Origin of the sequence: Escherichia sp. UTM R2, from assembly GCF_048593455.1 — a bacterium.
GTDB lineage: Bacteria > Pseudomonadota > Gammaproteobacteria > Enterobacterales > Enterobacteriaceae > Escherichia > Escherichia coli.
In genome coordinates this window covers 2272453-2285649 of the sequence record NZ_JBFWDY010000002.1, presented here as the reverse complement: position 1 = coordinate 2285649, position 13197 = coordinate 2272453, and the positions used below count along the sequence as shown (strand labels likewise).

Annotated in this window: 8 protein-coding genes; 1 reads left to right on the top strand and 7 read right to left on the bottom strand. The window is 44.2% G+C overall.

Annotated elements, in window-relative coordinates:
• Positions 1-140: 140 nt before the first annotated feature.
• The 4 genes from AB4H76_RS11900 to AB4H76_RS11885 all read right to left on the bottom strand — a co-directional run bounded on the left by AB4H76_RS11900 (position 141) and on the right by AB4H76_RS11885 (position 8838).
• The gene (locus AB4H76_RS11900) at positions 141-1541 is read right to left on the bottom strand and encodes a glutamate decarboxylase (RefSeq protein ID WP_104769276.1); all 1401 of its coding nucleotides are present in this window, start codon (positions 1539-1541) and stop codon (positions 141-143) included.
• A gap of 361 nt (positions 1542-1902) precedes the next feature.
• Complete coding sequence (locus tag AB4H76_RS11895) at positions 1903-4686, bottom strand: M16 family metallopeptidase (RefSeq protein WP_170996507.1); 2784 nt, start codon at positions 4684-4686, stop codon at positions 1903-1905.
• A 56-nt stretch (positions 4687-4742) separates the two neighbouring features.
• The gene (locus tag AB4H76_RS11890) at positions 4743-7115 is read right to left on the bottom strand and encodes a TonB-dependent receptor plug domain-containing protein (RefSeq protein WP_000832435.1); all 2373 of its coding nucleotides are present in this window, start codon (positions 7113-7115) and stop codon (positions 4743-4745) included.
• Between the two features lie 37 nt (positions 7116-7152).
• Entirely contained in the window at positions 7153-8838 is a 1686-nt protein-coding gene (locus tag AB4H76_RS11885) for an ABC transporter ATP-binding protein/permease (RefSeq protein ID WP_000628585.1), read from the bottom strand.
• Positions 8839-9040: 202 nt separating this feature from the next.
• On the opposite strand from AB4H76_RS11885, the gene AB4H76_RS11880 reads away from it, so the two are divergent.
• Positions 9041-9163 carry a hypothetical protein gene (locus AB4H76_RS11880; RefSeq protein WP_124061941.1) on the top strand — a complete coding sequence of 41 codons (123 nt, stop codon included), beginning with the start codon at positions 9041-9043 and terminating at the stop codon, positions 9161-9163.
• Here the strand turns inward: AB4H76_RS11880 and AB4H76_RS11875 are convergent.
• The 3 genes from AB4H76_RS11875 to ydeO form a co-directional block, all read right to left on the bottom strand.
• Complete coding sequence (locus AB4H76_RS11875) at positions 9129-10286, bottom strand: anaerobic sulfatase maturase (RefSeq protein ID WP_001301030.1); 1158 nt, start codon at positions 10284-10286, stop codon at positions 9129-9131. The two genes, AB4H76_RS11880 and AB4H76_RS11875, sit on opposite strands and share 35 nt — an antisense overlap.
• Positions 10287-10337: 51 nt before the next feature.
• Positions 10338-12020: a sulfatase-like hydrolase/transferase gene (locus AB4H76_RS11870; RefSeq protein ID WP_001295684.1), complete on the bottom strand. Its 1683-nt coding sequence runs from the start codon at positions 12018-12020 to the stop codon at positions 10338-10340.
• Positions 12021-12421: 401 nt separating this feature from the next.
• Positions 12422-13183, bottom strand: a complete 762-nt coding sequence (ydeO, locus tag AB4H76_RS11865; protein ID WP_000060500.1) for an acid stress response transcriptional regulator YdeO — start codon at positions 13181-13183, stop codon at positions 12422-12424.
• Positions 13184-13197 lie beyond the last annotated feature (14 nt).

Below are 13197 nucleotides of genomic sequence, written 5' to 3'. Positions count from 1 at the left end.
CGGTATTCCTGTCGGAACCGCACCTGTTTTGTTCTGAAGCGTATTCAGAACAATATTTTCCGTTGCTAATGCCAGTGAACAGACTTTGGAAATTGTCCCGAAACGGGTTCGTTTCGGGACACCGTTACCGTTAAACGTTATCAGGTATGTTTAAAGCTGTTCTGTTGGGCAATACCCTGCAGTTTCGGGTGATCGCTGAGATATTTCAGGGAGGCTTTGTAGTCTTCCAGCAACAGTTCAGCAAAGTCCATTTCGAAGCCGCGACGACACATAATGCGCATCACCACGATGTCGGTGGCTTCACCGCCGAGAGTGAAGGCCGGAACCTGCCAGCCGCGCAGACGCAGACGTTCAGAGAGGTCATACAGGGTGTATCCCGGATCTTCACCATCTTTCAGTTTGAAGCAAACCGCCGGGATGCCTTCGTCCGGGCGACCCGTACAGATGAACTCATACGGCCCCAGTTTGGCGATTTCATCCGCCAGATAAGCGGCAACCTGGTAAGAGGCGTTCTGTACTTTGGTATAGCCTTCACGACCGAGGCGCAGGAATTCATAGTACTGTGCAATTACCTGACCCGCCGGGCGGGAGAAGTTGATGGCGAAAGTACCAATCTGACCCCCCAGGTAGTCAACGTTGAACACCAGTTCCTGCGGCAGCGCTTCTTCATCACGCCAGATAACCCAGCCGCAGCCCAGCGGAGCCAGACCGAATTTATGGCCTGAAGCACTGATCGATTTCACACGCGGCAGGCGGAAGTCCCAGACGATATCCGGGGCGACGAACGGTGCCAGGAAGCCACCGCTGGCAGCGTCGATGTGCATGTCGATGTCGATACCGGTATCGGCCTGGAATTTATCCAGCGCATCGTGCAGCGGTTGTGGGAACTCATAGTTACCAGTGTAGGTCACGCCGAAAGTCGGCACCACGCCGATGGTGTTTTCGTCACAGGCTTCAATCATGCGTTTCGGGTCCATAAACAACTGACCGGGGCGCATAGGGATCTCACGCAGCTCCACATCCCAGTAGCGGGCGAATTTATGCCAGCAGATTTGTACCGGACCGCACACCAGGTTTGGTTTATCCGTTGGTTTGCCTGTAGCTTCCATACGCTTGCGCCAACGCCATTTCATCGCCATCCCGCCGAGCATACAGGCCTCGGAAGAACCAATGGTGTTGGTGCCAACGGCCTGACCATTTTTCGGCGCAGGCGCATGCCACAGATCGGCAACCATATTTACGCAACGCAGGTCGATGGCTGCGGATTGCGGATATTCTTCTTTGTCGATCCAGTTTTTGTTAATGGATAAATCCATCAATTTGTGGACATTTTCGTCGTCCCAAGTCTGGCAGAAAGTGGCCAGGTTCTGACGAGCGTTGCCATCAAGATATAATTCGTCATTGATAATCTGGAATGCGACATCGTCGCGCATTTCGTGCAGCGGAAAACGTTTTGATTCTGCGATAGTGGAAATAGACTTCGCACCAAAACGTGAATCGAGTAGTTCCGACCTTAAATCCGTTACTTGCTTCTTATCCATTTTAAACTCCTTAAAATGATTGGATCGCATTAAAAAAGTAGGATTTATCGATAAAGTAAGCAAGTGCAAAGGACTCGTGTTTAAATAACAAAATCCTAATGTTATTTATCGTGAGATATTACGAGAATAATATTTTTTCATTGAAAAACAATGCAATATGAAATTCTTGGGTGGTGGTAAGGTGTTTTATGCTGTTATTTTTATGCGCATTCTGTGTCTCCTGAATTATCACGAAAAAATCAGACCTTAAAATATCACTATTAGTACTTGATTATTATTTTGAACGCATTTATAAAATTATTACATAAAAATAGCGAATATTGCTAAAATCCCCGCCAACGATGTGTTGACGGGGCTGTTATTATTTTGGCAATAATACTCCGGTATAAGTATTTACCGGATGAGAAAGATATTGTTTAACGGCAGTGTTAACATTCTCTACCGTCATTTGTTTCAACAATTGCTCCTGCTCAGTCCATGCTGCAGGATCGTCATATTGAATAAGACTATTTACAATGGTGTTCGCTAATTGTTGAACGCTACGCTGTTGGATATCGAGGCTGCGCTGAACGTTTTGCTGGTATTCATTCAGTTCTTGCTCACTGATCCCTTTAGCCAGACGCTTAACCATCACTTCATTCGCTAACGTTAACAGTTCATCATGTCGTTCTGGTTGACAAGTAAAAGCCAGCAAATGACTGATATCTTTGGCCTGAGGATCAACCGAGAGGCGAGAAGAAACGCTGTATGCCCCAGATGCCTGTTCACGAATATTAACGCGTAGATCTTTTGCCAGTGCGACGTTAAAAGCATCGAGCGCCATACGCGTCGGCAGATTAACAGGTGTCCGGGAATCATAACGCTTCCACTGTGAAACCTGTGCCACAGGTTCATTTTGTTCTTTTACAGTAACCGATGCGTTGTCCGTCGCGCGAGTTAATGGTTTACCTGCGGCTAATGGCGAATCAGAGTGTTTGATTGATCCTAAGTAACGCGTAATTAACGCCACGAGTTTGTCTTCTGCGACATTACCGACAATGACAAACGTGATATCCGCTGGAGATGAAAACAATTGGCGATCGGCAGCCAGCGCATCTGCGGCAGTAAACTGTGCAATCTGATTTTCTTGCAGTAATTTCGTGCGGTCATCAGCATAGCGCGTCTCATACATCTGCTGGGCGAATTTCTCCGCTGGACGCTGGTCGAGCGTTTTCAACGCCTGAATTTGAGCATTTTGTAGCGATGCCCAAATATTATCGTTAATCGTGCTGTGGGTGATTCGCTGGTTAATCAACTGAAAACCAGGTTCAGGGTTATTAGTCCGCGCGCTAACGGAGAGCAACGTATTCATGCCACTGACTTTACTGCTCATGGTTACCGAATTTTCCGCACTCCAGCGTTTCAGGCTGGAAGAGGAGAGTTCGCCAACGCCGCTTCCGCTAACTGCTTTATTTGCCAGCGCGATAAGTGATTTTTGCTGCGCAGGGAAACTTAAATCGCCTTTATTCGATACGGCAATAATTTGTAGCTTTTGCTCTTCACCCGCGGATTTTGCCAGAATAACCCTGGCACCATTGGAAAGTGTTAATGATGTCAGATTCTCCGCCAGCGTTTCTTTGCTGCTAATTTCCGCCTGTGGGTCTGCGTCTACTGTTAACGATAAATTTCTGCCTGGGAAGACGTAAGCCGCCAGCTTTTTGTTGGCGTACTCCTTTTCCAGCGCCAGGATAGCCGCAGGAGACAATGCTTTTTTGGCGGCAACCTCATTGTTTACCATTTGCTCCCAAAATGCGTCCTGGTTCTTTCTTAACTGCTGCCATTTTTCCGCCAGACTTTGCACGGTAATTTGCTGCCACAGACGTTTCGAAAGTTGATATGTCTCTTCCGGCGACAAGAACGGCGTATTATTTAATGAGCTGGATGCCAGGCGACTGGTCAGCATACGTAAATCACGTTCAGCTTGCTGATCAACCGCATTTTTCAGCCAGGTGAGGCGGGTAGATTTGACATCATCGAGTTCTTCAGCAGAAAAACCATGCTGATCAATGGTTGCCAACTCTGCCATTAATGCATTCGCAGCATCCTGCATATTATCGTCTCGTGCATTTACACGGAAAAACAGCGACTGATAATCGGGTGCAATTTTAACGCTGCGCGCAGTGCCGCCAGAAATAGTCTTCAACTCGCCCGACTGTATGCGTTCCTGCAGACGTTGATTGAACAGCTGAACTAACATGCTCCATTCAGCTTGTTCGACAAAGCTTTGCTCATCGTTCACTTGTACCATTGGCAGGCGATAATAGAGTGCGATGCCGTTCACCCGGTTTTCTTTATCATTAATGATATTAAAGCGCAGGTGGTTTTCGGCTTTTGTCGGCCAGACGCGATTTTCAGCTGCTTTGTTAGCCGGAAGCTTACTTAAATTATCCTTTATCAGCGCCAGCGCTTCTTTACTGTCGATATCGCCGACCACGATAAAGGTCATATTATTTGGTTGATACCAGCGTTGATAAAATTGGCGCAATTGTGCCGGTGTGACCGTGGCGACAGTATCCATCAGGCCGATAGGTTCACGGTCTAAATTACGGGTATTTGCCAGCAGGAAAGGGCGGCGCGCCTGAGAGGTGCGCCATTTCGCATCCTGATGGGCACGCCATTCCTCAGTAATTACGCCACGTTCAGCGTCTACTTCGAGTTTTTCAAAGATGGCGGCATTACTCCATTCACTGAAGATTGCCATCACTTGTTGCAGATTTTGTTTCTGCGTAGTCGGCAAACTCACCTGATACACCGTTTCGTCATAGCTGGTATAGGCATTAACATCGCGACCAAAACGCAGGCCCATTGACTCAAATGTTTCGATGACTTTATTACCCGGCCATGTTTTTGTGCCGTTAAACATCATATGTTCTACAAAATGAGCCACGCCGCGCTCATTGTCTTCTTCCTGCAATGAACCGGTATGAATTTGCAGCCATAAATTTACCTGATCCTTTGGATGAGCATGCGGATAAATCATATATCGCAAGCCATTGTCCAGTTGCCCGGTAATTAACTTTTCATCCTGCGGTAAGGCGGCGGCAATCAGCCGCCCGGGGAGCAACAGAGTTGCCACTAACGTCAGTAAGAAACAGAGGTTTCTCATAATTATCTCCATGCGAAAACCGGGCGAATTTACCCGGTTAAGTAAAATCCGAACTATTAAAATTTCATGCTGACATCAAGCCAGAAAGTACGGCCACTGGCGTAGGTCGCCACACCGGTGTTCGTTGTATCAACAGCGGTTTTGCTATCCAGTACATTGAGAATATCGGCACTGATCGTCAGGTTTTGTTGTTTCAGAAATTGTGGCGTCCAGGACAAGCGGGTGTCCCAGGTCAGGCTGCTATCCAGTTTTTCGTCAACATACTGCTTGTAATCTGAATATTCGCTGATGTATTGCGCATTTGTCTTACCAAGGATAATGCGAGCTTTACGCGCTTCTTGCCAGGCCAGCGTATTCGCCCACACTAACCCGCTCGGTTGATGCGTGAAATCCATGTTTAAGGAGATCTTTAATGGGTTATTAAAATCTGCCACTGGAACGCTATCGTAAGAGACCAGATTACCGTTATAAACCACCTGGTTATCACCGGTATTGCTCTCCTCATAACCATTGTTTAACGACAAGTTGCCCTTGCTCTTGATATAGCTAAAGACAATTTGTGGGTTAATATCTACCTGGCGGATATGCAGGGGTTCGGCCAGTTCAAAACTGAGGCTGAACGAATGCGTTTTGGTTTTGCCATCGTTGTTATATTCAGTAATGGTGGTTTTAGTCGCGCTGTCGGTACGACTGCTTTTGCTGATTTGATCATGCGCTTCACGGTAAACATAGTTTGCACGCGCAATAACGTTCTTACCGATTTTCTGCTGCAATCCCATTGCCAGTTCATCGTTATAAGGCGTTTTCAAATCCTGATAACGCGTCAGAGTTTTATTACCTGATACCGATTCCGTCCAGCTATTGCGGATATCACGTAATCCCATATCAAGAATATTCCCGCCATAGTAACGGTTATAACCTGCTGTAATCATTGAGGTTTGATTAGCAAAAATATCCCATTCCGTCATAAAGCGCGGGGAGATATTGTGGTTTGACAGATAGTTGTCATAGTCATACCGCACGCCGGGCATTAATGACACATTACGCCAGCTAATGCGATCCGCCATATACAGCGTGTAGTTGTCAATTCCCAGGCGGCCTTTACCTTTATGGTAAATGGTATGGTTAGTTTTCTTTCCGGCAGCATTAATCACATAGGATTCAGACTGGTTATGGCGTTCAGTCCACGCATCGGAATAGATGTATTCCGCGCCGAAGTAGGGTTGATGCGAAACATTACCCACGGCGAATTTTTGCCAGTCCAGGCGTGTTTTGAAGGTGTAATTATCTACAGCCTGGGAAATGTGTCCTAATCCGCCACGGGTGCAACGCCCTGTAATATCACCATATGTACATGAAAGTTCGGTGTACCAGATGTCATGATCGTGACGGGTATAATCACTAATATGATCCCAACCAACGGTGGTACGCAGTTTGGCCCATGCGAGCTGCGTATCCATATCCCATGCCAGACCATAGGATTTATTACCCATTTCGCGATCAGACTGCGGGAAGGTGCTGGTATTATAATCACGGCTGGAGCCGGTATATTTTAAGGTTAAATCGTGGGTAAAGCGGTCGCTGGCAAACCAGGTAAATTTGCTTAATGCAGTATCGATAACGTTTTTATACTGTGCCCGACCGGCGACAATGCCGTCATTCGAAACATAATCCGCGCGGGTGATATCAGACTGGCGGCGCGATAAACCGGCGGTAACGCCGAAGTTATCAGCGAGTTCCTGATTAAACGACAAGGTATAAAAGTTCTTTTTAAAATCTGGGGAGTAATAAGTACTTCCTGAAGAGCCTTGATTAAATGCGCTCTTGTTATTCTCATCGATATGCGATGTTAACCAGTCCGAACGCGTAGTGCGATAACCCAATTTCACCTTGCTATCATCAGCGTTGAAGCGTTTGATCTTTGCATCAATTACCCCGCCATTGAAGCGACCAAATTCAACCGGCACAAAACTGTCATAAAGCGTCACATTGTCCAGTAAGCTGACATCAAGATAATACCCCTGTGACATCCCGCTAATATTGGTTGCACTACTGGCATCGGACTCATTCGCTGGGTTCAGGTTATTAGTTGCACTAATACCGTCAATCAAATAGGCATTCTGGTAGGGCGACGCACCGTGAATAGAGATTTTCTCAGGGCGAATATCTCCCTGGTTCAACGAGGTACTTTGCGTTGAATCCATGCGTACCGCAGGGTTGGTTCTCAGCAGATCGCTGATATTGCCATTCCCGGTCGGTAAACGCTCGATGCTTTCACTGGTGTAATGCGTGTTGCCGTTTACGGGTACAGGGACAGGAGCATAGACCGTCATCTCTTCAAAAAAATGCATGTACATGTTTTTGTCATCGACGGCCTGCGCCACATCAGCGCCACATAAAATGACGCCAGGAATAAGAACTCGCTTCATTTATTTATATCTCCGTACAGCAGGGCTTTTATTGTTTTTATAAAACCGCGCTAATGTCACAAATATCATCGGCCAGGTTCCAGACACCGGGTTGATGTGTAACCATAATGACGCCGCTTGTGGGTAGTTTTTCACGCACTAAACGCAGTAAGCGGATAGCCTCTTGTTCCTCAAGATGAGAGGTAGTTTCGTCAAGAAATATCCATTTCGGACGTCGTAAAATTAATCGTGCCAGGGCGATACGTTGTTTTTCGCCGCTGGAAAGAATATCTCCCCAGCGATCGTGGTCATGAATACGCGCAGCCAATTTCCCAAGACCAACCTGATGCAGTACTTCGCTCAACGATTTATCGTCTACGGGCAGGGGAAGTGCTTTACAAATAATCTCTTTCAGTAAGCCGGTTTTGATTAACGGTGTTTGTGACACATACCAACTGTCAGCAGGAGAAGAAATATCACCTTTAAACCACGGCCAGCAGTGGGATAATGTTTTAAGCAGTGTGGTTTTTCCCGCACCAGAGTAGCCTTTCAGTAATAGCCATTTGCCTGGCGAAACATGAAAGTTCAGGTTCTCTAATATGATCTTATTATCAGGCGTACGAATACTCGCATCAGCCACTTGTACCGCATGTTGGCAATTTTTAGGCTTATTCGTAGGGCGCTGTTCAGTGAGTTGATGGAACTCATACAAGCGATCGATAACCGCAGCCAGTTCAGCAAGTTCGTCATATTTATAAATAAACCAGCTTAAATTGTTCGATACCAGCATAAATGCCTGGCGCGATTTCATCAGTCCGCCCAGATTGATCTGCCCGCTAATAAACTGCGGCAATAACAGAAAGTAGGGAAGAACGCTAAGCGAGCGCGAATAAATATTCTGCCAGTAATCAAGCCACCGCTGACGATTCATTAAACGATGCCAGTTCTCTTTAATGGTATGAAAATTGTCGCTCAACTCCTGGCGTTGTAGAGACTCAGCATTGCTTAGCGCAATCAGTTCTGCCTGCTTATTATGCTGCACAAGATTTGTTCGAAATGTCGCTTCGCTACGTTGTTTTTCCACATTAAGCGGACGAATACGTTTACCCACCTTATGGGTAAATAAAGTTCCACCGATCACAATGAGCACGACGGTATAGACCATATACCCCTGGATATTCCATTCTGTTCCACCAACAGTGAATGAGAGCGTACCCGCGCTTTGCCAAAGAATAACGGTAAAGGTGATCAGCATGCTAAGTGACTGGATGAAGCCAAATGAAAGACTGAGCGTTTTGCTGATCAGTAAGAGAATGTCTTCAGCGATACGTTGGTCAGGGTTATCTGTATTTTTATGCTCGCCGTAGATCTGCGTGAAGTAGTAGTTTTTATCTGCAAACCACCGATTAAGGTAGTAATCTGTTAACCATTCGCGCCAGCGAATAGTCAGCAGTTTAATTAACCATGTTTTGTTTACGGATATTAATACAAAGATCCCCAGCAGGGCAGGGAACCAAAGGACAAGCTGCCAAAGCTTATCGGTTTCTTTCTGGCTTAGCGCATTGAAAAAATCATTATTCCAGTCGTTTAACCAGACCTGAATTTTAACCACGCCAAGGATCATTGCGAGGATAATAATGATTAACAACACTGAAGTTTTATTATTCTTACGCAGCCAAAAGGGCTTCAACAGACAGAGATACTTTGCTATCAACATACGAAGCGTAATGGGAATGGTTATCATTAGCGAAAATTGATTGTGCCATCCAATGATTATCTATGGCAATGATTTACTGATGAAATTTATTTAAGTATCATTTAACAATATGAAATATAAAGGAATATTTCATTTTCAGTGGTTATGGTTATGCTATTGATAATCAAGGATATTGCTAATGCCCTGATGCATACCACGTAAGCCAGGATTTTCGCAAGGGAAGATGATGATGACGAAACACCCGACAGGAATTTATGTCGGGAGCCTTGTTATGGTCATAAGAAGGAGGCTAAGAATGGAGTTAAAAGAGAGCGTTATTAATTATTCTCCATTTGTTTTGCAACATCCATAATGTGGTAAAGCGGTACTCTGTTCTTAGCTAACTCTACCATGGCGTTCATATAAGGTACCATGGTTGAAAAAAGGATTTTATAACCTTCGCAAAAATAAGAAACAGTCTCATTGTTTACTTTAGTAATACGATGCTTAGGACAACCGCCATTGCAGATAGGTTTATATGCACATTGCTGACATTTCGCTGGAATCCGTTTTTTTTGCGCTGTCAGTTGTACACTGTTCATCGTTTTGAGTTCAGATTTATTAATGTTTCCAATTTTGTACTGTGGATAGACAAAATGGTCGCATTCGTAAATGTCTCCATTACTTTCAACAACCAGATTATCCTTGCAGGACTCCTGGAAAATACAACTGGTATGCCCATTCCCCAAAAAACGGCTGACAAAGCTTTCAAACTGACGGATGAAAATTTCACCCACATCGTTTTTAACCCATTGCATAAAAATGGTTGACATAAACTTGCCATAAGCCGTGGGAGGCACAGAAAAATCAATGATACGGAATGTGTTCTCACTATGACCACTGAAATCAATATTCGGCGTCCCGGTTTCTAGCAATTCGATAAATTGCATATGTTTACTGCCGATAGATTTTAAAAAATGATAAACCTCAAGAGGGTAATGGACATTAACGTTATTAATGACGGTTAACGTATTAAACTCTACTTGATATGATTTCAGACGCTCGATGGCTGCTATCACTTTTGCAAAAGTACCGTTACCTGAATTACTGCGTCTGTAACGGTCATGTAACTCCTGGGGGCCATCGATCGAGATACCAACCAGAAATTCATGTTCTTTGAGAAAGGCACACCATTCATTATTCAATAAAATGCCATTCGTTTGTAATGCATTAAAAATACGTTTTTGGCCTGCATAGCGTTGTTGATAGTGAATAACTTTACGGAAAAAATCCAGGCCAGCCAGAGTGGGTTCACCGCCTTGCCAGGTAAAATAGACCTGATTGCCAGACGCTGCGATATATTGTTTGATGAACTCTTTCAGAGTGCTGTCATCCATCCATTTTTCATGAGTAAACTGCGACTCTTTTTCAAGGTAAAAACAGTAATCACATTTGAGATTACATTGAAAACTGGAGGGCTTGGCTGTAACGTGCATCGCTATCTCGCTCAATAAGGCGGCGGAAAAATCCGCCGCATGAAGGTTTAGTTATTTCGCTTCGCTTAGTGCTTTCTTGATATTGTTAAACTTCTCCTGATTTACCTCGCTAAGCGGTGGCTGGCTGCTGTCGATAAACTCTCTTACCACGCCTTGCATCTCTTTAACGACCTGCGGATTGGCGGCGGCAAGGTTATCTTTTTGCTGTAGATCCGTCAGTTTGTAGAGACCTAACTGATTGTTTTCTACTGTATAGACAAGCGAATAATCGTTATTTCTCACCGTATAAGAGAATTGGCTTAAGTCCTCAGTGTTGGGGTTATGCGGGTAATCGTCTGACTGATGGCGAACAAATTTGTGGTAATTATCCCAGAATGGAATATTTTCCTCGTCAAACCAGTGAGAATAAGAGGTTATCCAGGTCAGATTTTTATGTGGCTCGCCTTGTTTCTTATCTTGCAACCAGGGCAGCAAGGAAACGCCATCCAGCTTAAGGTCTTTTGGAATGCTGATATCGGCTGCATCAAGAGCTGTCGGGTAGAAATCCATTGCGGAAATCAGCTTGTCATAATTACCGGGTTGAAGTTTTCCTTTCCACCACATAAACATTGGGGTGTGAGTACCGCCAGGATAGGTCTGACTCTTATAGCCTTTTTGCGCCCCGTTCAGCGGCAGAGGACCATCGATAACCGCACCATTATCGGAGGTAAAGAGAATAATTGTATTGTCATACTGTCCGTTTTTCTTCAGTTGTTCGAGAATGCGTTTTACACCCTGATCAACAGAATAAACGGAAGCGTAGTAGTTATCTGCTGTTTGACTACCGGTATTAAATTGCTTCTGATATTGATCCGGTGCAGGATTATCATTTGGCAGGTGCGGAGCATTATAAGCCAGGTAAAGCATAAAAGGCTGGTCAAGTGTTTTGGCACGATCAACAACGCCAATTGCCTCATCGGTTAACTGATCGCTGATATAACCTTTTGCGGGGACACGTTCACGATTTTTGAACAGTGAAGGGGAGTTGTAATATGCCGTTCCTGCAGCGTGGAATCCCATAAAGTAATCAAAGCCACGGTTTTGAGGTTGCCATTCTTCCGCAGAAAATGTGGTGAAGTTGTCATGATAGTCACGCGTTTGTTTATCTTCCGGTACCGGCACATTACTGATTTTTGACAAGTGCCATTTACCTACTGCTGCAGTGTAATAACCATGATTCTGGAATAATTCAGGCAAGAAAGTTTCTGTTAGCGGAATACCATCCTGAGCATCGGTATTGGAATAGACACCAAAGCGGGCGGGAGCTCGACCGGTCATTATTGCGGCGCGGGAGGGGCCGGAAACACCGTGTGCCACATAGCCGTTAGTAAAACGTACGCCTTCATCCATTAATGAAAGGAGCGTCGGCGTTGATTTTTGTGCAGCTTCAATGGCTTTATCTATCCCTATTTTGTAGGTATCGACAACTTCACGATTTTCCATTGTTTTTGGGTCAAAAGATCCCTTATCAAAAGGAAGTTGTCCATAACCAAGATCATCCATGGTCAGTACGATAATATTTGGCTTTCCTTTGGTACTGTATTCTGTCGGCGTAAAGTCTGAGAAAGCAACGTTTGTTTTGGTTGCTTTCAGCTTTACATCATCTGCCGCATGAGCAGCAAATGCAGCCATACCAGATGCCAGTATCAAAGATATCGAGGTACTTACGACACTTTTCTTTAATGCAGACTTCATAAATGTTCCTCTTCTTATTGTACTTAATTCCAAAGTAATTTTACGAAGAGAAATAAGTGGATGTAAGTGAAGTTAGTCACATAAAGAGATAGCAGATTTAGCTAAAAAAAGGGAAAAAACAGTCCATAAAGCGTTGACATTACTTTCTGTTCTATTAAGTAATTTCTCGCCGATAAACAACTAATTTATTGATATTTAATAAATTATTGCATTTTACTGATAAAATGCAGAATTGAGATCATAAATAATCATGCAACAGGTTATGCAAGTGCATAAATATGTGATGGATGTCACTTATTTATTTCAATAAATATATCGCCTAAAAACAACGCGGGGCAGGGAATGGCTGCCCCATTTAATTCTTACGCAGCGTGTGTGGTTGACTACTCGTTAGCAAATAATCAAATAGCTAAAGCATTCATCGTGTTGCCCGTATTCATACCCGTGTGACTTTGACAACGGTACTCCTTAGAAACTCTCTTCGGACTGTTGCCGAAATGTTTGCGGAACGCATAAATAAAATAAGATGTACTGGCATAACCACATTGTTCGGCAATTTTATTGACTGAACCTTCTACGCGTATCAAATTTTTTGCGTGCTGCATTCTGGCATCTAAAAGAATCTGTGAGAATGTCGTTTGCTCTTGCTTAAGTTTTTTCTTCAACAGGCTTTCACTGATGTACAGGCAGTCACAAATATCTTTCAGCTTCCATGGGTGCGCCAGCTTCATGTTGACAATATTTCTCACTTTCCCAGAAACGGATAGCACACCGTTAGTTAATAGTGTAATGAAACCTTTGCATGCGGCAAAAATAGACAGGCAAGAAAAAAGCAAAAGTTCTGAAAAATTATGATGATTGCGTTCTTCCGAGTTGAGATAAGCAATCATTTCATTAAGCAATCCAGTCGGTACATTTGAAGCACGTAAAAACTTCGCAGGAACAGGCACCGTCACTGTCTGGATGTTAGTGCATTGTAGATATTTTTTAATGGTATTTTCATTAAATCCGATTTCTTTAAAATGCCGCTCATAAGGTTCAAAATTTGTACGAACAGCGTTATCTACCATCAGGATCTCGCCGTCAGAGAAGGCGTAATCTTTATCTAAAATGTTAGCGTTGAAAGCATGATGAATAAATATAACAGAACAAACGAGCGACATTTTATCTCCTTAAA

Bases quoted from the DNA above. Each gene is read 5' to 3' on its own strand.
- AB4H76_RS11875 (WP_001301030.1), bottom strand. From the start codon at position 10,286: ATGCACGTTACAGCCAAGCCCTCCAGTTTTCAATGTAATCTCAAATGT.
- AB4H76_RS11895 (WP_170996507.1), bottom strand. From the start codon at position 4,686: ATGAGAAACCTCTGTTTCTTACTGACGTTAGTGGCAACTCTGTTGCTC.
- AB4H76_RS11890 (WP_000832435.1), bottom strand. From the start codon at position 7,115: ATGAAGCGAGTTCTTATTCCTGGCGTCATTTTATGTGGCGCTGATGTG.
- ydeO (WP_000060500.1), bottom strand. From the start codon at position 13,183: ATGTCGCTCGTTTGTTCTGTTATATTTATTCATCATGCTTTCAACGCT.
- AB4H76_RS11885 (WP_000628585.1), bottom strand. From the start codon at position 8,838: ATGATAACCATTCCCATTACGCTTCGTATGTTGATAGCAAAGTATCTC.
- AB4H76_RS11880 (WP_124061941.1), top strand. From the start codon at position 9,041: ATGACGAAACACCCGACAGGAATTTATGTCGGGAGCCTTGTTATGGTC.
- AB4H76_RS11900 (WP_104769276.1), bottom strand. From the start codon at position 1,541: ATGGATAAGAAGCAAGTAACGGATTTAAGGTCGGAACTACTCGATTCA.
- AB4H76_RS11870 (WP_001295684.1), bottom strand. From the start codon at position 12,020: ATGAAGTCTGCATTAAAGAAAAGTGTCGTAAGTACCTCGATATCTTTG.